Origin of the sequence: Nonomuraea sp. NPDC047897, assembly GCF_043204415.1 — a bacterium.
Lineage (GTDB): Bacteria > Actinomycetota > Actinomycetes > Streptosporangiales > Streptosporangiaceae > Nonomuraea.
In genome coordinates, this window is record NZ_JBIDCC010000003.1 from 226,948 (window position 1) to 248,623 (window position 21,676).

Below are 21,676 nucleotides of genomic sequence, written 5' to 3' on the forward strand. Positions count from 1 at the left end.
ACGCCATGACCGCGCTCGCGCCCGTCGCGCCGGTTCCCGAGACCGTGCCGGTCGTGCCCCGCCGCCGAGGCAGGCCGCGCCTCTGGCGGCTGGTCGTCCTCGCGCCGGCCGCCCTGTACTTCCTGGTGCCGCTCGCCGCGTCGTTCTGGTACACGGTCCACAACGAGGCCACCGGCTTCTCCTTCGCCCCCTACGCGCAGTTGTGGACGGCGGAGGGCTTCCTGACGAGCCTGCTGCTGTCCTTCGGGCTCGCCCTGGCCACCATCGTGCTGGTGCTGCTGCTGACGCTGCCGGCCATGATCACGGTACGGCTGTCCGCGCCGCGGCTGCGCCCCGTCATGGAGGTGATCTGCACGCTGCCGCTGATCGTGCCGCCGATCACGCTGGTGGCCGGGGTCGGCAAGTCGCTCCAGGTGGGCGGCGAGGTGCTGGCGCCCACCCCGTTCTGGGCCACGCTGATCGCCCTGCAGAACCAGGACTTCCCGCTGGTGCTGGTGTTCGTCTACGTCATCCTGGTCCTGCCGTTCGTCTACCGCTCCCTCGACGCGGGGCTGCGCACGATGGACGTGCGAACGCTGGTCGAGGCGGCACGCAACCTGGGGGCGTCGTGGCCGCACGTGATGCTCCGGGTGATCGTTCCCAACCTCCGCTCGGCGCTGGCCAGCGCCGCGTTTCTCACGCTCGCCCTGGTCCTGGGGGAGTACACGGTGGCCGGCATCCTCGGCTACCAGCCGTTCGCGGTCTGGATCGTCACGATCTCGGGCGCCAACGGCCAACTGTCCGTCGCCGCCTCGGTGCTCAGCCTCCTGCTCACCTGGCTGCTGCTGCTCACAATCTCGGGAGGAAGCCGTGACCGCTCGGCTTGAGTTCCAGGGCCTGCGCCGGACCTTCGGCAGGACGGTCGCCCTCGACGGCCTCGACCTCACCATCGAGCCGGGCGAGCTGGTCGCCCTGCTCGGCCCGTCGGGCTGCGGCAAGACGACCGCGCTGCGCTGCGTGGCCGGGTTCGAACGTTCGGACCAGGGCGCGGTGCTGGTGGACGGCAAGGACATCACGAACGTGCCGGCCAACAAGCGCGACGCCGGCATGGTGTTCCAGTCCTACTCGCTGTTCCCGAACCTCAACGTGGCCGAGAACGTCTCCTTCGGCCTGCGGGTCCGCAAGACGCCACCGGCCGCGCGCCGGCAGCGAGCGCTGGAACTGCTGGAGCTGGTCGGCCTGCCCTCGCACGCCGACCGCTTCCCGCACCAGCTTTCGGGCGGCCAGCAGCAGCGCGTCGCCCTGGCCCGCGCGCTGGCGCTCTCGCCGCGTCTGCTGCTGCTCGACGAGCCGCTGTCCGCGCTGGACGCCAAAGTCCGGGTCGCCCTCAGGGAGGAGATCCGCCGTCTGCAGCTCGACCTGGGCATCACCACGATCTTCGTGACGCACGACCAGGAGGAGGCGCTGTCGATCGCCGACCGGGTCGCGGTGCTGCGTGGCGGGCGGCTGGAGCAGTGCGGCGCGCCCGCGGAGGTCTACGACCGGCCCGCCACCCCGTTCGTCGCCGAGTTCGTCGGCACCATGAACCACCTGCCGGGACGTGTCTCGGGCGACGAGGTGACGGTGTTCGGCCAGCTCCTGCCGATCGACGGGGCCGTTGCGGGCGCCGACGTGGACGTCCTCATCAGGCCCGAGGCCGTGCTCGTCACCCCCACCGAGGACGGGCGGGCCGAGGTGATCGCCGCCTCCTTCCGCGGCGCGTCCGTCAGGCTGCGCGTGTCGGTGGAGGGCGGCGAGGTCCTCGCCGACGTCCCCGGGCACGAGGCGGCTCGGCTGGCGCCGGGCGCGCGCGTGAGCGTCCGCCTGGTCGAACGCCCCGTCCTGGTGGCGCCACGCAGCACCCGGACCCCGTCGCCGACCCCCGCGGAGGATCCCGCCGGTGTCCTCTGACTCGACCCCGCCGACACCCCTTCCCTTCGAGGCCGTCCTGTTCGACATGGACGGCACGCTCGTCGACACCGAGGACCTGTGGTGGGAGGCCGCGGCCGACGTCGCCGCCTCACTCGGGCGGGCGCTGGGCCCTGCGGACGTGCCGTACGTCCTCGGCCGGACGGTCGAGGACACGGCCGCGTACCTGGTGCCGGCGGCCGGAGCGACCGCGCCCGGACGGGCGGTGGCTGACCACGAAACGGTCGACGCGGTCGCCGGACGGCTCACCGAGTCCTTCGCCCACCGCATCGGACAGGGGGTGCGCGTCGTACGTGGCGCCACCGAGCTGCTGCGGGCGCTCACCGCCGCGGCCGTCCCCACCGCCCTGGTCAGCGCCTCCCCGCGGTCGATCGTGGAGCTCGTGCTGCCCTCACTCGACCACCGGTTCGCCGTCGTCGTAGCCGCCGAGGACGCCCCGCGCGGCAAGCCGCACCCCGACCCGTACCTGGAGGCCGCCCGCCTCCTGGAGGCCGACCCGCGCCGCTGCGTCGCCGTCGAGGACAGCCCCACGGGGATCGCCGCCGCCACCGCCGCGGGATGTCACGTGCTGGTCGTCGAGGACGAGGTGCCTTCGTGGAGCTCTCTCTCAACGTGCCGACTCGATCGCGAAGAACCTCGTCGTTGATGTGCCGCCCTCCATGGCGCCGACGCTCGCCCGGGATCAGCGCGCCACCCCTCCGAAGACCAGCGTGTCGGCCGTCCGTGCAAGTGGCCGGCCAGGTCGTGGACGGTGGCGCTGGCCGCGATGGTGTTGAGGAGCGCGGTGCCGATGTGTCAGGTCCCCTCAACGAGGAATGCTGGTGGTTCAGAACCCGATGGTTTCGCGGAGCAGCAGGACGGTGCCGCGCCCGGGGTGGGGTTCTGCGTTGAGGATGAGAAGGCGGTTGAGGGCACTGGGCCTACCGTAGGCTTTCATGGCGCGGTCGTTCTCCAGCGGCAGGCAGTGGTTTTCGATGCGGCGCAGCGCGGTGGGCAGGTCGGACACCACCTTCTGCGCCCCGACGATCCAGATCGCGCGGGCGGCAGCGCCCGCGTAGCCGGGCAACTGGCTTCCGCTGGCCGAGGCGACCACAAGGGAGCCGGTTTCGGTGACCGCGGCGACACTGCCCACGATCACGTCGGGGGTGGACATCAGCCGCCAGATCTCGCCTAGTTGGGTGGTGCGGTCCATGGCCAGGCCGCGTGGCTTGATGGCGTCGTAGCGCCCGCTGGTGTTGATGTCCTCCTCGATGCCGGACAGGCGGAGGGTCTCGCTGGCCCCGGTGAACACGCTGGCACCGTCAGGTATCAGCTCTTTGATTCGGGTACGCGCAGCGGTGGCGTCGTCGAGGATTTCCACGGCGAAACCGTGTTCCGTCAGGGCAGCGGCCGCCCGCTCCAGGCGCTGCGCGGGGGCTGGGTCGGCGAAGGGTGATGCCGGCATTGAGGTGGTCATGATGTCTCTGAGCTTCCTGTTCGCTGGATGATGTGTTCGTCTCGGCAGTACGACGACGCGGCCCCCCGGAATGTCAGGTGACGCGCCGACCTCACAGTTGGGCGCGCTGTGTCGTCGAACAGGTGAGGGCAGATGCGACCAGGGGAGCCGCCGACACCATGACCACCCGATCCGAGCCAGGACACGGCCGGCCCGATCCCGGTCTGACTACGATCATGAGCGAGCGGCGTCAGTTGATCAATCTCGCCTACCGGCTCCTGGGCTCCCTGGCCGAGGCCGAGGATGCCGTACAGGAGACCTACGCCCGCTGGTACGCCCTGTCTCCGCAGCAGCAAGACGCCATCGAGTCCCCCGGCGCCTGGATGACGAGGGTCGCCAGCCGAGTCTGCCTGGACATGCTCGGCTCGGCGCGCGCGCGGCGGGAGCGGTATGTGGGCGAGTGGATCCCCGAGCCGCTGCCCGAGTACATGGAGTGGATCAGCGGGCGGCCGGGCGGTGCGACCGTCGACCCGGCCGACCGGGTCACCCTGGATGAGTCGGTCAACATGGCCTTCCTGGTCGTGCTCGAGTCGATGACCCCAGCCGAACGCGTCGCGTTCGTCCTGCACGATGTCTTCTGCCACTCCTTTGCCGAAGTGGCAGAGATCGTCGGCCGGACTCCGGCGGCATGCCGCCAACTGGCCTCCTCGGCTCGCCGCCGCATCCGCGAATCGCAGGGCCACGCGAATCCGACAGCCCAGCAGGCCGGCATCGTCAAGAACTTCAAGCAGGCATGGGAGGCCAAGGACATCGACGCCCTGATCGGCCTGCTCGATCCCGACGCCACGGCGATCGCCGACGGCGGCGGCCTCGCCACCACCTTCCTGGACCCCATCGAAGGCGGCGAGCAGATCGCACGCGCCTGGATCGAGATCGCCGACCGAAGGTCCGGCAACATGACGGTCTTGGAGTGCACGGTCAACGGTCAGCCCGGTCTGGCGGCTCAGCAAGACGGCGTCACTGTGACGGTGTTCGCGTTCGAGGTCGTGGACGACCGGATCAAGCACATCTGGGTAGTACGCAACCCCCAGAAACTCCGTCGCTGGACGACGAGCTGAGGTGGGTCTCCATCAGAGCCTTCCGAGGGGACTGTCGCCTTCAGGCGACGGCGGAATCGGGAGCGGGAGGGCCGTCAAGGCCCGAGCGTGCCCTGACCCGCCAGGTCTGCGCATCACGGGTCTCCTTCCGGTTCTTGTCGGTGCCTGCCGGTACCGTGGTCGCGTCGTTACCGAGCGTGGGAGGTGGGTGTGCGCAGGTCGTTCAAGTTCCTGCTGCGCCCCACCAGCAGGCAGGCCGCCGCGCTCGCCGCTTGCCTGGAGGATCACCGAATCCTGTACAACGCCGCGTTGGAGCACCGGCGCACCGCCTACGCCAAGGCGGGTGTCACGGTCCGGTACGGCGATCAGTCGGCTGAGTTGAAGCACATCCGCGCCGACGATCGGGAGGGTCAGGGCCGGTGGTCGTTCTCTTCGCAGCAGGCCACGCTGCGACGGCTGGACAGGGCGTTCCGGGCGTTCTTCGACCGGGTCGAAGCCGGGCGCGCGCCGGGGTTCCCGCGGTTCAAGGGGCGGGGCTGGTTCGACGCGGTGGAGTGGCCGAAGGACGGTGACGGCTGCCGGTGGGATTCCCGGCCCGAGTATCCGGCCGCGACGTTCGTGCGCCTTCAGGGCGTCGGCCATGTCCGGGTGCACCGGCACCGGGCCGTGAAGGGCCGGGTGAAGACGATCAGCGTCAAGCGCGAGGGCTCGCGCTGGTACGTGGTGCTGTCGTGTGACGAGGTGCCCGCGCAGTCGCTGCCCGCCACGGGTGTGGTCGCGGGGATCGACCTGGGTGTCGCCTCGCTGGTCACGACCAGCGACGGCCACCACATCGACAACCAGCGGCACCTGGCCGCCTGCGCCGGCCGTCTGGCGTCGACCCAGCGCGATCTCGCAAGGAAGAAGCGCGGGTCCAAGCGCCGCCGTAAGGCTGTGGCCCGGGTGGCGGCGCTGCACGCCAAGGTCCGCCGCCAGCGGGTGGACCGCGCGCACAAGGCCGCCTTGGCGCTGGTCCGTGGCTGCGACGTGATCGTGCACGAGGACCTGCGGATCGCGAACATGACCCGTTCGGCGTCCGGCACGATCGACGCCCCCGGCCGCAACGTCGCGCAGAAAGCCGGGCTCAACCGTTCGATTCTCGACGCGGGTTGGGGGGTGTTCCTGACGATCCTCGCGCACAAGGCTGAAAGCGCCGGTCGAGAGCTGATCGCAGTCGATCCCCGCAACACCTCCCGCACCTGCGCCCGCTGCGGGCACTGCGCGAAGGACAACCGCCTCACCCAGGCCGCGTTCGCCTGCACGGCGTGCGGGCACACCGCGCACGCCGACGTGAACGCGGCGACCAACATCCTCAGGGCAGGGCTTGCCCATCGCCAGGCCACGCAAGCGGCTTAGCGAGAAGCCGCTCCCTCCAGGGGAGCGGAGGAGTCACGCCAGCGGCGGCGCTCGGGTCGGCACGACGTGCCCAACCTGTGCCCGGCGACCTGTGGCGACGCGTCTGCGGCAGCCCGGCGTTGGCGCTGTGCCTCCGCTGGACGTTGGAGAAGTCCGCGATCCAGGTCGCGATCTTCAGTCGAGCCTCCGCCCGGGTACGCGGAAGTGGTGACGGTACACGAACTCGACCTTCAGGGTGCTGTTGAGCGACTCGGCGGCTCCGTTGCGGATCGCCTCGCGGATCCCGGCGGAGGTGGTCGAGCGAAGGCTCACGTTGATCACGCGGCGCGAGGGTCAGAGCGACGACGATGACAGCGGCGCAGACGCCGACGAACACAACACCCGCGAGGACAACCCGCCGATCGCCGCCGCTGACCCCGACGGCTTCTTGCGGCTCATGACACATTCGTTACCGGCAGGCCTTTCACCGTGGGATGTCCATCCCCACTGAGCGCGCCCAGCAGGCGCAGCCCGTCCTCGGTAGGGCTCCCGGGTGCCGCGGACAGCACCAGCAGCTCCATGCCCGATTCATCCGGCAGTGCAAAGTTCTCCTGGTGCAGTTCCAGCAGTCCGACCAGCGGGTGCCGGTACGCCTTGCGTCCATGTGTGCGGGAGCGCACGTCCGCGCGGGCCCAGAGGCGGCGGAAGCGCTTGCTACCCATCGCCAGCTCGCCGATAAGTGAGGCCAGGCGCGGATCGTCGGGGTACTTCCCGGCCGCCAGACGCAGGTGCCCGACCACGTCAAGGGTGCATTTCTCCCAGTCGGCGTACAGGCCGCGCTCGGCCTCCTCAAGGAAGATGTGCCGGGCGGTGTTCAAGCCCGGCATCTCCCGGCCGTAGAGAAGCCCGGCGAGGCGGTTCCCCGCGACCACGTCCAGCCGGTGGTCCATGATCAGGGCGGGCGCGCCGGTGACCAGGTCGAGAACGCGCAGCAGCTCCGGCCGCAGGCGCCCGCTGGGCAACTTCGCACGGCGGCGGCGCTGCCGGGCCAGCCGGTACAGGTGCCCGCGTTCGGTCTCGTCGAGGCGGAGGACGCGGGCGAGCGCGTCGAGGACCTGTTCGGAGGGCTGGGTGGCGCGGCCCTGCTCCAGACGTACGTAGTAGTCGACGCTGACTCCGGACAGGTGCGCGACCTCTTCGCGGCGCAGCCCTTCGACGCGGCGGCGGCTGTCGATGGGGATGCCGACGGCGGAAGGGTCGACCCGGGAACGCCGGGTGCGCAGGAAGCCCGCGAAATCGTCCATGCCCCCCAGTATGGCTCCGGTGACGCACGTGAAGGTGGTCCTGCTGTTACCAGGAAGTCCCGTCCCATGGAAGAGGCGTCCCTGAACGACGAGGCCCTCGGCGGTCGAGCATCTATGGCGACACACCTCGTCGAAGGGAACAGCCATGAAGACGCTCATCGTCCACGCCCACCCCGAGCCGCGTTCGCTGAACGGCTCTCTGAAGGACCTCGCCGTGTCCACTCTCGAAGCCGCCGGGCACGAGGTGCGGGTGAGCGACCTGTACGCGATGAACTGGAAGGCCGTGGTGGACGCGGCGGACTTCGGCGAGCACGCCACGAGCCCGCTGCGGGTGATACCGAGTTCGGCCGGGGCGTACGACGCCGGCGCGCTCACGCCCGACGTGGCGGCCGAGCAGGAGAAGCTGCTGTGGGCCGACACGGTGATCTTCCAGTTCCCGATGTGGTGGTACACGATGCCGGCGATCCTCAAAGGCTGGGTGGACCGGGTGTTCTCCTTCCACTTCGCGTACGGCGTCGGAGTGCACGACGAGACCCGGTACGGCGAGCGTTTCGGTGAGGGGACGCTGCAGGGGCGGCGGGCGATCCTGTCGGTGACCGTCGGGGGCCCGGAGTCCCACTACACCGATCGCGGAATCAACGGCCCGATCGAGGACCTGCTGTTCCCGATCCACCACGGGATCCTGTACTACCCGGGCTTGGAAGTGCTGCCGCCGTTCGTCCTGTACGGCGCCGACAAGATGACGCGTGGTGACTTCGAGGACGCCGCCAAGGCGTGGAAGGAGCGGCTGCTGTCGCTGGAGACGACCGAGCCGATCGCGTTCCGGCGCCAGAACTTCGGTGACTACGAGATCCCGTCACTGCGGTTGAAGGAGGGCCTGGAAGTGCCGGGCCGCAAGGGTTTCGGCCTGCACGTGCGGGATCAGCCGCCGGCGGGGGACAGGACGAGCGACCACCCGAATCAGAACGGCCGGCGACGATAACCCGAGCCCCGCCGGCTCACAGTGACCCGCCCGGGCCGCCGCCGGTCACGGTGTGGCCGTACCCCTGTCCACGCCGATCTCCGGGAGCGTCCGCGCTGCCCTGGTCGCCGCGCCCGTGTCGGGCCTGCACGCCGCCTCCAGCAGGTGGTTCCCGATCGCGAAGTCGATGGCGTGCGTGACAGGACTACCGTTCTCGTCGAGCTGCTGGTAGTTCCTCAGGTTGGTGCCGAAGGCGAACTGGTGGCCGCCGTCGGCGTTGGAGAATGCGAAGGTCTGCATGCCGGGAACGCTCCCGTCGTGCCCCCAGAACCTGCCGCACGGCAGGTCGAGGGGGTAGAGCCCAAGACCGTAGTCGAGCTCGGCGCCCGAGAACGACCGAATGGGCACGGTCTGCTGCATCTCGGCGAGCAGAGTCGCGTCGAGCAGCTCGCCGCGCAGCAGCAGCCGGAAGAACCGGTTGAGGTCCTCCATCGTCGAGACGACCGCACCCGCCGTCCAGGCCCAGGACATGTTGTAGACGCTGTAGTCCTTGGGCGGGTCGAAGTAGCCGAACAGCGCCTCGTACGCCTTGGAGCTCGGCCCCGAGACGTACGGCGTGCGCGGGAACGAGGTGTGCCGCAGCCCGGCCTTGCGGAAGACGTGGTCGGTGATGTACCGCTCGGCGCTCGTGCCCGTCACTTTCTCCAGCAGCAGGCCGGCGATGACGAAGTTCGTGTTCGAGTACGCCCCGGGTGTCACTCCCGGCTGCCCGGTCGGGGGCGCGCCGAGCCCCGCCCGCGCCAGCTCCTCCGGCCGGAAGGCGCGGAAGCGGTTGGCGTCCAGGCTCTCGATCGTCGGGAAGATCACGCCGGTGTGGTCGGCGATGTGGCTGGTGTGGTTGAGCAGCATGCGTACGGTGATCTGCTGCCCACGCTCACCCGCAATCAGCTCCGGCAGATAGCGGCCGATGGGGGCGTCGAGCTCGATCGTGCCCTTGCCCACCTGCTGTAACACGGCCACGGCGACGAACGACTTGGTGATACTCCCGGCCCGGTGCACCATCTCGGGACGCATCGGGCGGCGGGTCTGGACATCGGCGACGCCTGCGGCGCCTTTCCAGCTCCGCCGGCCGTCCACAACGTTCGAATAGGTGCCGTACATGCCGGCCTCGTGCATGGCGTCCAGCGTCTGGCGCAGCCGCTGCCGGCCGTGGCCGCCGTCCTCGGCGGCGGCCACGGGTCCCGCCGCGAGCAGCGCGGCGGTCAGGGTCGCGGCTCCCAGCCGCGAGGCGAACGTACTGAATCGACGAATGGTCATGGTGCCCAGCATGAGCCTTCCGCTCGGCGGAGGTCAGTGCGCTGTGTCACAGGTGTCGCATGACAGAAGTCAGCTCCCGCACCAGGTCGGCGTGTCCATACCGGCGCTCGTCGTACCGGGCGCCGTCCTCGGGCCCGATGACGTGGCCGCCGTCGAACTTCGCCGACGGCGTCGCGACGCATTCCGTGGCGCTGGCGTAGCCTGCGAGCATGCCTGTCCATCTGAACCACACGATCATGCCGGCCAGAGACAGGGACGCGACCGCGGCGTTCCTCGTCGAGCTCCTCGGCCTGGAGCCGGCGCCGGAGTACGGTCCGTTCCGCGTTGTCTCGCTCGGCAACGACGTGTCGATCGACGTCGTGCAGGCGGGCGACGACCTGCCGTCGTTGCACTTCGCGTTCCTGGTCGGCGAGGAGGAGTTCGACCAGATCTGGGGCCGGATCAAAGAGCGCGGGCTGACGTACTGGGCCGATCCGTACCACCGGCGGGCGGGGCAGATCAACACCAACGACGGCGGGCGCGGCCTCTACTGGTCCGACCCCAACGGGCACAACCTGGAGATCATCACCGTGCCGTACGGCGGCTGAGGCGCCGGCACCGCCAGAGCCGAGCCACCCCCTCCCTCCGTACAGCTATCTAGGGGTGATCGTGAGGGTGAGGCGGCCGGCTGTCTTCGTCTTCACGGTGAGGACGCGCCTGCCGGCGTCCCAGGTGGCCTCGCCGATGGAGGCCTGCCCACCGTTGGGGAAGTCGCGTGCGGGCAGGTAGATCTCGGTCGGGCCGGTCTTGTTGGCGTCGAAGACCAAGGTCAGCGCGCGGGACTTCTCGTCGTAGGCGACGCTCACCGGCACCCCGCCGATCGCCCTGGGATACGGCCGGGCCATCGCGGCGACCAGCGGCCCCGGCTTCCCCTTGTCGTCGTAGGGACCCCAGGGTCCGGGATCGCGTGACCAGTACGCGTAGCCCATGTTCATCTGGTCGGAGAGCTCGAGCACTCGCTTGACCAGGTCGGGGGAGCCCGGCCGGGACATGTCCAGCCCGAACTCGCCCAGCACCACAGGGCCGCCCACGCGTTCGGCGGTGCGTAGGGTGTTGTCCCGCCACCAGCCCAGCGTGCGATCGGTCCACTGACGCGAACCGGCCGTGTAGTCATCGCCCAGGTCGAGCGGCAGCGGATAGAGGTGCGGGGCCAGGCCGATGCGCGGTTGGCCGTCGCGCGGGTCGTCGAAGTGCGGCAGGGCCGACGGCAAACCCCAGTTGACGCCCACGGCCTGGGGCTCGAGGAAGATCCAGCTGTCGGGGTCGACCGACCTGATCTCCGCGATCGACCTGCGGTAGAGGGTCGCCAGCGGGCCGGTTTCGAACTGGGCGCCCTGGATCGAGCCGCCCCAGGGCTCGTTCATCAGGTCGTAGCCGATGACGGCGGGGTCGTCCTTGAACCTGGCAGCCACCGCCTTCCACGCCTTGGCGTAGTGGTCCATCAGTTCGGGGTGGTCACCGGTGGTGTTCCAGAAGTGGTCGAAGGCCCGTATGACGCCGGGTTCCAAGTAGTACATCTCCCAGGTGGGCTGGTCGGTGCTGACCGGGAGGCCGTCGAGGTGTGTGGCCCACCCGGGCGCGCCGTTGCCCGCCCCTTTATCAGGGGTGATGTCGCTGCCCCACAGGTCCTGGTGCATGTCCAGCATCACGTGGTAGCCACGCTTGGCGTACCAGGCGACGCGCTCAGCCACCTTGTCCAGATATTTCGTGTCATAGGTCCCTGGGGTGGGCTCGAGGGTGCGCCACTGGATCAGGAAGCGGACGAAGTTCGTCCCCATGTCCTGGTATTCACGGTCGAGGTCCGCCTCGGTGAACTTCGGCAGGCCGTCGGGCGTGCTCTTGGCGCTGCTGGCCGTGTTGAAGCCGTGCAGGAGCAGCACCCTGCCTTGATCGTCCGTGACGAACCGGGCAACGGGCTCCGGGGAGGGTCTGGTCGCCGCGGCGACGCCGCCCCCGGCCAGGACGGCCAGCACGGTGACGGCCGTGATAAGCCGAGCACTCTTCATATGGACTCCGATCACCGGGAACGGGGGTCTTCCGCCAGAATCGCGGTCGCGGCTAGCCTGCCGAACATGAGCATTAGTCGCAATAGCCTCCCCGTGATCGTCACACTCGCGATCGTCCTCGCCTTCGGACTGTGGGGGAGCGCGCTGGTCACCCGGGTGGGCTACCTGGCCGTGCCGTCCTCGCTCGGCCTGCCGTACGGGCTGCCGGGTCTACGTGTGGTGCCGCTGGGAGAGACGACCTGGCCCGTCACGCTCGCCGACAGCGTCCTCGCCTTGGTGCTGGTCGTCATGGTGGCCCGGGCCCGGGGTGGCTTCTGGCGCACGTGGGGGGCGTTCGTGCTGGGGGCGGTGGTCGTGAACCTGCTGCGCGCGGTCGTGCTGTCCCAGATCGCCTCGGCGAGCCTGGGGGCATACGCCGGACATCTCGTGGGCGGGCTGATCGCGGGCCTGCTATGGGGGATCGCGCTGGGCTGGCTCGCCGGGCTGGCTGCCCTCCCGCGTCGGCAGCGGGAGCGCGCCACCGCGAGGATGACCGTGGCTGGGTGAGCACTCTGAACTTGGGCGGCGTTCCAGTCTTCTCCCCTTTGCGGCGGAAGACGACGTCAGCGCCTAATGACCCCGGGATGCGCGGCGTCGAACTCGGCGAGCCCGGCAGGGGTGAGCCTCAGGTAGAGGCCCTTGTCGACGTCCACCACCAGAGGCTTGCCCTCGCCATGGAGCACGACGGAGATGTCCAGTTCGAGGTAGGTGTTCTCGTGTTGCTGTTCCAGGAAGTTACGTTCGACGATGTCGGCGTTCCGCGATGCGGCTTCGTCACCCGTCTTCACGCTGCCACCCAGGCCGCCGAAGCCCACGTTTCCTTCGCCGGTCGATCCGGCGGAGCCGCCCGCTCGGGCGGACCGGCCCCTGCCGTGCTCCTGTCCGTGCCCGGTCGTGTTCATGGTCTGCGCGTAGACGCGCTGTTTGACCAGCGCGCTGGTGATCTCGCGGGCCCGGTTGACGTCGATGCCGACCTTGCCGACTCCTGGGATCTCGTACTCATGCGCGAGCAGCTGCTCCATGTGGGCGCGCATGGTCCTTTCCTTGGCGGCCTCGGCGAGGGACATGCCGGCTGGGCGAGAAAGCTCGAATCCGTTGGGCCGGTCTGCCAGCGAGGGCACCTCCTCCCGAAGCTTCGGCGCCACCGCGGCCATCGGCGCCCATGCCTCCACAATCGTGGCGGCCGGGAACGCGACCTGGCTGACGTCCCCCCTGGGGACGCCGCTCCGGAGCGTGGTGGTCATCGCACTGGGCTCTGTCGGCTCCGCCCAGCGCGGGTCCGCGGCGACCACGGGCGTGGGCGCAGCGACCGGGGTGCCCTGCGAAACCTTCGTGGTGAGGTGTCCCGGCACCAACAGGCCGAGTTCGCCGTCCGCGACCGCCCTGGACGTCGAGGTGACTCCGACATGCCGGTCGAAGAGCCTCATGGCCCCGTCATGTCCGGTCACCTCGCCCACTTTGAGCAGCATGTTGCGGGCCGCATTCTGCACGGGTTCCAGGACGGGACGGACTTGGGTGCGTTCGAGCGTGATCTCATAGCTGACCGGATGCTTGAACTCCTGCGGGGCTTCGCGAGTCTGGTACCGGTTGATGTCTTTGACATTCGTTCCGTGCGCGTCCACGGTGTGGGAGTCGCGGTTGGTCGCGAACCCCGCCTCGGCGCCCCTGAGCCGGCCGTCAGAAGACTCGAGGTAGCGCGCGAGCGCCTCCCCGCCGCGGTCCGATCCCGCCTCGCGGAGGCTCAGGTCGCCGCTGAGACGTTCGCTCCGGAACATGAGGCCGGCGTCGGGCCGCTCGGCGACGTGCACGCCGTCGCCGATCTCGGCCCTGACCCTGATCCCCACGCGTTCGGTGACCCGGCCGTGTTCATCTGTGACGAACAACCAGGAAGTCACCCCGTTTCCGCGGAGTTCGCCCAATTTCGTGGCGAGCGCTTCCTGACTGTAGTTTCCGCGTAGGTGCTCGGCCACCGGGTGGTTCGTGAACTCCTGGTCCGGGAAGAGCAGTTTCTCGTCGCGCAGCTTCTCAAGGATCTTCGGGAGTACGGCCTGCGCGTCGAGATGCTGCACGAAGGCGGCGTTCATCGCCGCCTCGGGCGCGGAATAGGCGCGAGTGGTGTCCCCCGTCTGCTTGGCGGGCTCCATGGACTCCGGGCCGTCCAATCCGTGACGGCGTGCCACCTCGTCCGGGAGGACGACGTCCATGATCTCTCGCACCCGGAGGTAGGTGGTCGGGCCCTGTTCGACCGTTGCCCCGTTGGTTCTGGTCGGCGTCACCTCCAGGACGAGGTCTCCCCTGTACCAGTGCGAGGTACCGCCGTCGGAGTAGGTGACCCGGGCGACGTCGCTGCCGCCCAGGTAGGAGCTCTCCTGAGTCATCCGCTTCGCGGCGGCGTGCACCCCCGCTCGCGCCACGATCTTTCGCTCGGATTCCTCGTTCCCTCTCGTGTGTCCGGCCGTCTCGCCGCCCGGCTCACTGCCCGGCTCACTGCCCGGCTCACCGTCGCGGCCGAAGGTGACGCGCAGGCCGGTCCGGGCATGCCCGCCCAGAGCCGTTCTGCTGCGCTCGCTGTCCGTCAGCTTCGAGTTGCTGTTCGAGTAGATTTCGTGCTCTACCCCGGTTTCCGACTTGACGTGCCTCAACCCGGCCACGTCGGCCTTCACGTGCACGTCGTGACGCCACCCCCCTTGGTCGGCCACGGTGTAGAGCAGGCCGTCAGGGTGGGATGTGATCATGGTTTCCAGCCTGATCACGTCGGTGGCGGTCTCGAACGCCATCGGGGCCTCCAGACGCTCCTTGGGCACCGGCAGCCCCGCCCATTGGGCGTACGCCCTTGCCACCGTCTGAGCCAGGTCGGGCATGGCGCCCAGGCGGACGGTGGCGTGCAGCCGGTCGTCGTGCGCCCATATGTCACCGGGCGGCTTGGTCGACGACTCGATGCGGCCCAGTTGCGCCACGTCCTGCGCGAGCACCGGCGTCTCTGGCAGGTGGGCATTGGGCACGAGGACCTCCGCTCTGCTGCCGTGCACCTCCCACGAGGCGTTCGTCACCTGTGTGCCGTTCCGCGACACCTTCATCCTGACGTCGAACGAGAGATCCCGCGTGACGGTGAAGCCGCCGCTGGTCTCCGTGCGGTCGTACCTCGTGTGGCCGGCGGAGAAGCCGACACTCTCCGCCTTCTGGCCGCTCCTGGTGAGAGCCAGGTTCGCCGGGTCGACCTTGAGCCCTTCATTCACTTCGAGGCGCGCGACGGCACGCACCTCCGCACGACCTCCGACAGAGGTTTCCCGCTGGCTGGTGTTGAGCCGCGACGTGATCCGGCGCTCGTTCACCGTGATGTCGGTGGAGCCGACCTCGTGCCGCCGGCCGAGAGCGCCCTCCGCCAGGATCTCGAAGGTGTAGCCGCCGATCGACTTCTCGTACCTGATTCCGTGCAGGGCATGCGTCAGGTCTGCTTCCAGGGCCACGCCCCCGAAGCGGCTGTCGACGTCCTTGATGATCTGCCGTCTGATTCCCGGCGAAAGGTCGGGCAGCGCCTGATCGAGGGCGCTGCGGATCTCCGCGCTGAGAAGCGTCTCCGAATGGATGCGGACCCCGCTGCCCAGCCCTGTTCCCCGCCCGGCCGCAAGTGTCTCCGGCTCCAGTGCGTGGGGGTCGTAGCTGCGGCTGGGATGCTCGCCATCCTTGACCGGTTCGCCCTCCATGAACTCCTTGCGTACGTCGTCGATCGCCTGGTGGAGATCGACGAGTTTCTGCCGGATATCGTTGAACTCCCCTTGCGGTCGGAGATCGTGGCCGAAGACGTCCTGCTCCATCCGGGGCGCGTCGCGAGCCGGTAGGGTCAGCTCGGCCTTCACCTCGACCTCGAAGGTGCCCATCCTCTCGGTCTCGACCTTCAGCCGCATGTGGGCGTCGTACATGGTGGCGTCGCTGAGCCTGGTCAGGACGGTGTGGTTGCCGTGTGATCTGCCGGAGGTCGTCACATGGTCCGATCCGAAGCCGAACCCGCCGATTGCCCGTGCGACGACCTCGGTCGTGCTGCCAAGGGACAGTCCGAGCTTGCCGCCCGCGTGCACGTTGATGCTCGCGCCCTGCCGATGCGACGATCCCTCGCTCTCGCGCCGCCCCATGTCGTCCCGGAACATCGTCTCGATCGGTGCCCGTCCGCTTCCGTCAATTGGCTCGATCCGGGTGATCTGGCCGGTGATCTCGACGGAATCCTCCGCTGATCGCAGCGCGGAGCTCTTGTACCGGATCGCTTCGGAGGAGACCCCGCTCGACAACAACGACTGGCTACGGTTCTTCATCCCCTGTTCGCTGAGAACGGTGGACGTGAGGTGATCGATGATCTTGGCCACTTCACCCGCGGGCACGCCCATCGACAACGCCCGGCGCTGCATCTCCAGCACCACGGGCGTGACGTCCATCCCGGTGATGGCGATCCCGTGATCACGGAACTTGTGCGCCGCTCCGGCCGGGACCTCGTGGCGAGGCTGCGCCGGCGGATGGTCGGCGGCCAGAAGCGGACCTTCCCGGGTGAACTGCTTGGGGAAGGGGAGGGTCACGGACAACTCGGGGACTGGCGCGGTTTCCGCGACCTTCTCACCGTCGCGGAAGACGTCCAGAGCGATGTCCGCAACGAAATAGTCGTGCGCGGGGGAGATCGGCTTGTGGCCGCTGATGACCTCGATGCCGTTCGTCTGGGTCGTGCGCAACGTGGTGCTGACGCCCGTACGAGGCAGGGCGTTCGCCTCGGCCTCGTCCGATGAGTGGTTCAGCGCGCGAATCATCCCCACCGTCCGCTCCAGGGAGGATGCCTGCGAGGACCTGCCGTCCACACCATCCCCGCCGAACGCGACCGGCTTCTCGGGCGCCAGGCTCGGGTGTTCCAGGTGGGTGAAGTCGCTCGGCCTCAGCTTGAGATAGATCACCTTGTCTCTGACGCTGAGCGCCACGCCTCTTTGGAGGTGGTTGGTCCATGTGTCGCGGTTGCCGTCGGAGAGCACCTGGGTGAGCCAATCGCGCACCGCGGCTCGTTCCCGCTTGGTGACCCCTGTGATGTCGTCGGTCAGTGCCTGGGCCGCCGCCTTCGGATTCCCCGGGACCTGCACGTCGTGTACGGCCGTTTCGCCCAAGGCACCGATCTCGACGGTGCGGGGCGGATGGAGCTCGGTCCTGTCCTTCCACACCACCGGGCCGTCCGGCCGGGACGGCGGAGCGGCGCTCGTCACCGTCTCCGAGGCATCGCCGTTGATCGACTGCGCCGCAGTGTCCGGCCGGGAGATCGGCTCGGCGCCCTTTCCCGCAGGAGTCCCCTCGGGCCGCGCCGTCCGGCTCGCGTCCGCCACCATCTCCGGGACACCTCGCTCGGCCGATTGCGGGCCGGCCTCAGATCTCGTCGCCGCACCACCCGCTTGTCGCATGGACGACGCCTCCGCGCTCTTCCACGCCGACGAACCGCCGGGCCGCGATGACGGGGCGGCGTTCGCCACCGACGGCGGCATCCCCGTGTTGGCAACCGGACGAGCCGTGGGGGCTTCCGTCTGCTCGGGCAGCACGTCGTGGCTCTTCCAGACAGCCGGCGAGTCAGCCCCGGCCTGCGAGGTGAAGGTGCTCCGCTGGTTGTGATGCGCTGCCGCCAGGGCCGTCTCGCCGCTGGTCTCCGGCGGGCGCGCGGGGCCGCCGTCCGGGCCGGACGAAGGACGTCCGGACGGTGAAGGGTCTCCGGACGGAAAGGTCAGGTGAGGCGGGGGCGAGCCGTCGGCGCCACGGGGCACGGGCGCGGCCAGGTGCTGCCCGTCCGCCCCGAGCGCGCTGGATGTGACACCCTTGGCCAGCATGTCCCAGCTGAAGTTTCCCTGGGCCAGCATCGTTCCCGCGGTCGTGACGCCGCCGGTTACGGCGAACTGCGCGGCCTGGCCGTACAACGACGAGTGGGCCGCGGCCAGCAGCCTCTCGGCCGCGGTCATCTCGGCCCTGGTCAGCCCGGCCTGCAGGGCCGGCGTGGCCAGGCGGCTCAGCCCACCGGAGAGCAGTCCCATGAGCCCGCCCATGGCGCCGCCGCTCACCGCCGAGATAGCGAGCTGCTGAACGTCGATCTCGTCCCTGCGGCCCTTCGCAGTCTGCAGGAGCTGGATGCCCAGGTCCATGCCGGCCACGATCCCGGCGAACAGCGCTATGTTGCGCAGGCACTGTTTGGCGATCTGCGCGACCGTCATCCGTGCGATCCGCAGACGCGGAGGGATGAGCGCCAGACTCTGCCCGCCGGTGGCCAGTGCCGCGCCCAGCAGATGTGCCAGCTGTACGATCAGCAGCCAGACGGTGGCCTCGATCATGTACTTGGCGTACTGGATCTGCACCCCCACACCGTTGAGCGCGACGGCGGTGTCCACGAGCTGCTTGACCACAGCGCCGACTTGACCGCCGACCGTCTTCTCGACATGGGTGGCGAAGGCGAGGTGGGCCTCCCCGTCCCAGGCGGAGCCGATTTTGTTCGCGCTCCCCGGCTGGTCGGCGCCCGTGCCCTCGACGAGCTGGTGCGCGGCGGTCATGCAGGCGTCGGCCAACCGGAAGCAGCCGGACTCGTCGCCTTCGGGCCAGTCCATGCCGACCACCCACCCGACGTATGACTTGGCCCAGTCGGGGACGAGGAACCCGTCGAAGCCCATGAAGACTCAGCCGCGCCTGGCTGAGGGCTGATCCGCCCCCTCATAGTTGCGGGCGCTGACGTTCAGACCCGAGGCGACGCGATCGAGCTCCTCGATGTGCGCCTTCAGAGCGTCGAAGATGGCGCGTTCGATTTCGGGCATGAACTTGGCCAGCTGGGCGCCGTACTCGTCGTTGCCGAGCGTGTTCCTGTCCCGGTCAAAGGCAGCGCGAAGGTCGTCTTTCGCTTCCCTCGCATTGCGCTCGAACTCGTCGTAGACCCTGGCCTGAACATGCAGCGGCTGCCGCTCCACGTAGAAGCCGTTCACGGGGTCGGCTCCACGGGGCTGGGGAAGAACGCGTCGAGCGTGGCGCCCGCCCCGAAGACGTCCTCGTGCGGCACGCCCTCCGGCATGAGGGGCTTCAAGAGCTGCATGCTCTGCTCGGTGACCGCGGCGGTGCCCTTGTTGATCTGCTGCATGATCGCATCGGCCAGCTCCGAGGCGGACAGGGTGCGATAGACCCGCGGGTTCAGCTGGATGTCGTGTACCTGACCATGCCGGCCGACGGTCACACTCACCATCCCGTCGGCGGAACGGGCCGTGTGTTCGATGGTGGCGAGTTCTCTGTACGCTTCTCGAATCCGTGCCACCTGCTCGTCGATCTCGCCGGCGAGTTGGCTGATCTCCGCCGCGAACGCACTTGTCACGAACGCACCTTTCGTACGTCTAGTGCCACTCACATCATACGTGGCGTCTTTTCGATCTTAGGATGCTTTGAACGTTTACTGACAAGGCGCTGATCGCCCACGCTCGCTCCGGCGCGGCGCGGTTCCTCGGCTGGATGATTGGTGCGAAGGCACAGCTGCGGCACGCGCATGGCGGCCGCCCCGCGCGGGAACCATCGCTTTCAGCGGCACGGATCGCGCAGGCCCGCCACACGAGGATTCAGGCATGGCCTGCTGGTGTGGATCGCAGACAAGCTCGCGCAGGATAGCGGTCGTCGAAGGTCGTGGCGAGAGCTCACTCCGAGGGCTGAGGAAGAGCTCCGCGGCGATCTCGCGGTTGCTGACGCGGTGGGACACTACCTCAGCGCGAGTGATCGGGACGTCATCAACGTCGCTCGGGCGGGCTGCGGTAGGTGACGACTTTGTCGCCCGGTCCCGGGTATGCCATGATCAGCAGCCGCTGGGTGCCGTACTCATAGCCCTTCCAGGGGAACCAGGCGAAGTGCACGCGGATTCGGTAGTGCCCCTTGCGGCCGTTGAGCGACAGGTCGGGCAGTTGGGTGCCGCTCAGGCCGTCCATGAAGCTCATCTTGCCGCTCCGGTTGGCGTAGCCGACCTCGACGACGTCGTTCCAGCCCTTGGTCTCGACCGGTGGGCGGCGCGTGTAGGTCTCCAGCGTGACACAGACGTGGAAGTCGGAATGCGTGTCCACCGTCACGTGGCCGGGCCCGGCGGTGACCGGGCCGGCGGACGTGCTCCTGCCCTCGCCGGCGACATCCTCGTACAGGTCCAACCCCGCCTCGGGCCACTCCGGCTCCTTGAGGCGGATCGTCTTGGCGGGCTTGATGCGGGGACGATGACGCGGGGTGGCGTCGCATTTGCGTCGCTCCTCGGCCAGGAACTCGTCGAATTCGCGTTTCTGGGCGGCCGCTTCCGCCGTGACCTCTGCCTTCGCGGCCGGGCAGATCCCGGCGAGCACCCCGGTCAGGTTCCCGACGTTCACCCCTTCCCCCTCCCGCAGGCGAGCCAGCTCGCGCGGGTCCTTGCGGGTGTAGACGGCGCACAGGCGACGGCCGTGGGCGAGCAGCACCTGGTCGGGGGTGGTGGCGGCGAACGTGAGCGCATTCTGCTGGCGTACGGCGCAGATGAAGGCGCGCGAGCCGGTCTGCGGCGGGGGTTCCACGGGCCTGCCGTCCATCTCCCAGGGCTCGGGAGACGAGCAGTCCTCGGCCGTGGTGACCGGGCCGCGTGCCTGGTCGGCGGTCGGCACAAAGCACAGGGCCATGGAGGTGGCCAGCGCCGTCACGAGCACGTGGTGGCGCAGGCGGGCGGCGGGCGGGGCGCCGTACAGGACGAGCAGGACGAGGGCGGAGGCGGCGAGCGCGGCGCTGTACCACAGCGGGGAGAGCCCGAAAAGTATGTCGCCGTTCTCGTCTCGGCCGAACAGCCCGTCCGGGTACAGAGCCAGCCGCTGGTCGACCATCTCGGAGATGAGATGCCAGTCCGCCTCGGACTTCGTGGTGAGCGAAGTGACGACGCCTGCCGCCGCGGCGACGGTCAAGATCAGCATCGTGACACGCAGCAGCCGCCTGGTCCTGCGGACGACCGCGATCAGGATGAGTACGGCAGGCGCGCCGACTCCGACGAGGATGTCCACGGCGATCCAGAGCACCGTCGCCGGGTAGCTGACGTACCCGTGGAAGAGGTCGTCCACCGCGCCCCTGGAGCCGATCCACACGGGCATGCTGTCCGCGAGGTTGACGGCCGCGGGGATCAGCGGGACCACCACGGCCACGGCGGCGAGGGGCCACGCCCGCGCAGGTGCGAGCCGGGCCGGAGGCGCCGGAGACGGTACCGGGGTCGGGCCGCCCAGGTCGTGGGCGGAGCGAGCCTGCCACACCGTCCCGAAGACGCCCAGGACGCCCAAGACCATGAGCAGCACCAGGTCGTGGTCGACACCCGAACCGCCGAACGCGACGATCGAACGACCTCCCGACGACAGCAGCGACAGCGCCGCCCAGGCCACGCCCAGCCGCACGGTGCCTCGCCTCCAGCGTGCGTCCCTCGCCTGGCCGGCCAGGACCGGCACCAGCCACAGCAGGTAGACGGCGTTGCCGAGCTGGTACGGAGAGACCAACTGCACGACGGAGTACTGGCCGAGGCCGTAGGAGACGGTGGAGGTCACGCCTATGGCGGCGTTCGCCAGCCCGGCCACGCCCCCGAGCAGCCGCAGCCATCGAGGCAGGGCCCCGGCGAGGACCACGAAGAACAGCCCGACGACGGCGAAACTGAGCAGGTCGAAGGGCAGGCCCGACCACCACGGGTACGGGATCGGAAGCCGGTACAGCAACGTGCAGGCGACGCTGAGGTACAGGGCCGCCCGTAACAGCCGGACCGGCCTGTCGTTGACCGGTGCCGTGCCGGCCGGCCGCCCGCGCAGCACCTGCCAGTAGGCCCAGCCCTGCAGAACTCCTCCCGTGACCATGAGGAGCTCCACCCACCAGGTGTAGGGCACGAAGTCCGGGTCCCACCCGCCGGTGACGATCTCGCGCAGTAGCGCGGGGTCGCCGGTGGCCAGCGCCTGGACGCCGGACCCGATGACGGCGGCCACATAGAGGGCGGCGAACAGCGCGGCGATTCTGCCGAAACGATAGCGGCGCACGAACGATCCTCGGGCACGAGCGGACAGGATTCGAACAAAAGGGCGCCCAACCCTAACGAGCCGCCGCAGGAACGATCAAGGGGCCGTAATGGATCTACGGTCAAGGCCGTAGATCCATCGTCT

18 protein-coding genes are annotated in these 21,676 nt (G+C 69.2%); 8 read left to right on the plus strand and 10 right to left on the minus strand.

Annotated elements, in window-relative coordinates; all coding sequences use genetic code 11:
* The first annotated feature begins 5 nt into the window (after window positions 1–5).
* The 3 genes from ACGF0J_RS07955 to ACGF0J_RS07965 are packed head-to-tail and all read left to right on the plus strand — an operon-like array spanning window position 6 to window position 2,593.
* Window positions 6–866 carry an ABC transporter permease gene (locus ACGF0J_RS07955; RefSeq protein WP_393143153.1) on the plus strand — a complete coding sequence of 287 codons (861 nt, stop codon included), beginning with the start codon at window positions 6–8 and terminating at the stop codon, window positions 864–866.
* Entirely contained in the window at window positions 850–1,929 is a 1,080-nt protein-coding gene (locus tag ACGF0J_RS07960; RefSeq protein WP_393143155.1) for an ABC transporter ATP-binding protein, read from the plus strand. Before ACGF0J_RS07955 ends, ACGF0J_RS07960 begins: the two co-directional genes overlap by 17 nt.
* Window positions 1,919–2,593, plus strand: coding sequence for an HAD family hydrolase (locus ACGF0J_RS07965; RefSeq protein ID WP_393143157.1), 675 nt, complete (start codon window positions 1,919–1,921; stop codon window positions 2,591–2,593). Before ACGF0J_RS07960 ends, ACGF0J_RS07965 begins: the two co-directional genes overlap by 11 nt.
* Window positions 2,594–2,773: 180 nt before the next feature.
* Here the strand turns inward: ACGF0J_RS07965 and ACGF0J_RS07970 are convergent, their stop codons facing one another.
* Window positions 2,774–3,403 (minus strand): LUD domain-containing protein, encoded by a 630-nt coding sequence (locus ACGF0J_RS07970; protein ID WP_393143159.1) that lies wholly within the window; start codon window positions 3,401–3,403, stop codon window positions 2,774–2,776.
* A gap of 215 nt (window positions 3,404–3,618) precedes the next feature.
* Between ACGF0J_RS07970 and sigJ the strand changes: the two genes are divergently transcribed.
* Both sigJ and ACGF0J_RS07980 read left to right on the plus strand, forming a co-directional pair.
* Entirely contained in the window at window positions 3,619–4,500 is an 882-nt protein-coding gene (sigJ, locus tag ACGF0J_RS07975) for an RNA polymerase sigma factor SigJ (protein WP_393143161.1), read from the plus strand.
* Window positions 4,501–4,689: 189 nt separating this feature from the next.
* On the plus strand, window positions 4,690–5,874 hold the full coding sequence (locus tag ACGF0J_RS07980) for an RNA-guided endonuclease InsQ/TnpB family protein (RefSeq protein ID WP_393143163.1): 1,185 nt from the start codon (window positions 4,690–4,692) through the stop codon (window positions 5,872–5,874).
* Between the two features lie 174 nt (window positions 5,875–6,048).
* On the opposite strand, the gene ACGF0J_RS07985 is transcribed toward ACGF0J_RS07980, so the two are convergent.
* The gene (locus ACGF0J_RS07985) at window positions 6,049–6,195 is read right to left on the minus strand and encodes a hypothetical protein (RefSeq protein ID WP_393143165.1); all 147 of its coding nucleotides are present in this window, start codon (window positions 6,193–6,195) and stop codon (window positions 6,049–6,051) included.
* A 113-nt stretch (window positions 6,196–6,308) separates the two neighbouring features.
* The gene (locus ACGF0J_RS07990; protein WP_393143167.1) at window positions 6,309–7,316 is read right to left on the minus strand and encodes a helix-turn-helix transcriptional regulator; all 1,008 of its coding nucleotides are present in this window, start codon (window positions 7,314–7,316) and stop codon (window positions 6,309–6,311) included.
* On the opposite strand from ACGF0J_RS07990, the gene ACGF0J_RS07995 reads away from it, so the two are divergent.
* Window positions 7,303–8,139 carry an NAD(P)H-dependent oxidoreductase gene (locus tag ACGF0J_RS07995; protein ID WP_393143169.1) on the plus strand — a complete coding sequence of 279 codons (837 nt, stop codon included), beginning with the start codon at window positions 7,303–7,305 and terminating at the stop codon, window positions 8,137–8,139. The genes ACGF0J_RS07990 and ACGF0J_RS07995 overlap by 14 nt on opposite strands.
* 45 nt (window positions 8,140–8,184) lie before the next feature.
* Here ACGF0J_RS07995 and ACGF0J_RS08000 read toward each other — a convergent pair whose 3' ends face one another.
* Window positions 8,185–9,435 (minus strand): serine hydrolase domain-containing protein, encoded by a 1,251-nt coding sequence (locus ACGF0J_RS08000; RefSeq protein WP_393143171.1) that lies wholly within the window; start codon window positions 9,433–9,435, stop codon window positions 8,185–8,187.
* A 46-nt stretch (window positions 9,436–9,481) separates the two neighbouring features.
* The gene (locus ACGF0J_RS08005; RefSeq protein WP_393143173.1) at window positions 9,482–9,646 is read right to left on the minus strand and encodes a hypothetical protein; all 165 of its coding nucleotides are present in this window, start codon (window positions 9,644–9,646) and stop codon (window positions 9,482–9,484) included.
* On the opposite strand from ACGF0J_RS08005, the gene ACGF0J_RS08010 reads away from it, so the two are divergent.
* Window positions 9,645–10,022, plus strand: coding sequence for a VOC family protein (locus ACGF0J_RS08010; RefSeq protein WP_393143175.1), 378 nt, complete (start codon window positions 9,645–9,647; stop codon window positions 10,020–10,022). The two genes, ACGF0J_RS08005 and ACGF0J_RS08010, sit on opposite strands and share 2 nt — an antisense overlap.
* A 45-nt stretch (window positions 10,023–10,067) precedes the next feature.
* On the opposite strand, the gene ACGF0J_RS08015 is transcribed toward ACGF0J_RS08010, so the two are convergent.
* Window positions 10,068–11,480, minus strand: coding sequence for a cellulase family glycosylhydrolase (locus tag ACGF0J_RS08015; protein WP_393143177.1), 1,413 nt, complete (start codon window positions 11,478–11,480; stop codon window positions 10,068–10,070).
* Window positions 11,481–11,573: 93 nt separating this feature from the next.
* Here ACGF0J_RS08015 and ACGF0J_RS08020 point away from each other — a divergent pair, with 93 nt between their 5' ends.
* On the plus strand, window positions 11,574–12,026 hold the full coding sequence (locus ACGF0J_RS08020; protein WP_393143179.1) for a hypothetical protein: 453 nt from the start codon (window positions 11,574–11,576) through the stop codon (window positions 12,024–12,026).
* A 56-nt stretch (window positions 12,027–12,082) separates the two neighbouring features.
* Here the strand turns inward: ACGF0J_RS08020 and ACGF0J_RS08025 are convergent, their stop codons facing one another.
* From ACGF0J_RS08025 to ACGF0J_RS08040, 4 genes are all read right to left on the minus strand, one after another.
* Complete coding sequence (locus tag ACGF0J_RS08025) at window positions 12,083–18,187, minus strand: hypothetical protein (RefSeq protein ID WP_393143181.1); 6,105 nt, start codon at window positions 18,185–18,187, stop codon at window positions 12,083–12,085.
* A 6-nt stretch (window positions 18,188–18,193) separates the two neighbouring features.
* Complete coding sequence (locus ACGF0J_RS08030) at window positions 18,194–18,493, minus strand: hypothetical protein (RefSeq protein ID WP_393143183.1); 300 nt, start codon at window positions 18,491–18,493, stop codon at window positions 18,194–18,196.
* Window positions 18,490–18,873: a YbaB/EbfC family nucleoid-associated protein gene (locus ACGF0J_RS08035; protein ID WP_393143185.1), complete on the minus strand. Its 384-nt coding sequence runs from the start codon at window positions 18,871–18,873 to the stop codon at window positions 18,490–18,492. Before ACGF0J_RS08035 ends, ACGF0J_RS08030 begins: the two co-directional genes overlap by 4 nt.
* 403 nt (window positions 18,874–19,276) lie before the next feature.
* Entirely contained in the window at window positions 19,277–21,553 is a 2,277-nt protein-coding gene (locus ACGF0J_RS08040; protein ID WP_393143187.1) for a hypothetical protein, read from the minus strand.
* Window positions 21,554–21,676 lie beyond the last annotated feature (123 nt).

Excerpts from the sequence above, each read along its gene's own strand:
- ACGF0J_RS07955 (WP_393143153.1), top strand. The coding sequence starts at position 6 with ATGACCGCGCTCGCGCCCGTCGCGCCGGTTCCCGAGACCGTGCCGGTC.
- ACGF0J_RS07970 (WP_393143159.1), bottom strand. The coding sequence starts at position 3,403 with ATGACCACCTCAATGCCGGCATCACCCTTCGCCGACCCAGCCCCCGCG.
- sigJ (WP_393143161.1), top strand. The coding sequence starts at position 3,619 with ATGAGCGAGCGGCGTCAGTTGATCAATCTCGCCTACCGGCTCCTGGGC.
- ACGF0J_RS07995 (WP_393143169.1), top strand. The coding sequence starts at position 7,303 with ATGAAGACGCTCATCGTCCACGCCCACCCCGAGCCGCGTTCGCTGAAC.
- ACGF0J_RS07990 (WP_393143167.1), bottom strand. The coding sequence starts at position 7,316 with ATGAGCGTCTTCATGGCTGTTCCCTTCGACGAGGTGTGTCGCCATAGA.
- ACGF0J_RS08000 (WP_393143171.1), bottom strand. The coding sequence starts at position 9,435 with ATGACCATTCGTCGATTCAGTACGTTCGCCTCGCGGCTGGGAGCCGCG.
- ACGF0J_RS08010 (WP_393143175.1), top strand. The coding sequence starts at position 9,645 with ATGCCTGTCCATCTGAACCACACGATCATGCCGGCCAGAGACAGGGAC.
- ACGF0J_RS08005 (WP_393143173.1), bottom strand. The coding sequence starts at position 9,646 with ATGCTCGCAGGCTACGCCAGCGCCACGGAATGCGTCGCGACGCCGTCG.
- ACGF0J_RS08015 (WP_393143177.1), bottom strand. The coding sequence starts at position 11,480 with ATGAAGAGTGCTCGGCTTATCACGGCCGTCACCGTGCTGGCCGTCCTG.
- ACGF0J_RS08025 (WP_393143181.1), bottom strand. The coding sequence starts at position 18,187 with ATGGGCTTCGACGGGTTCCTCGTCCCCGACTGGGCCAAGTCATACGTC.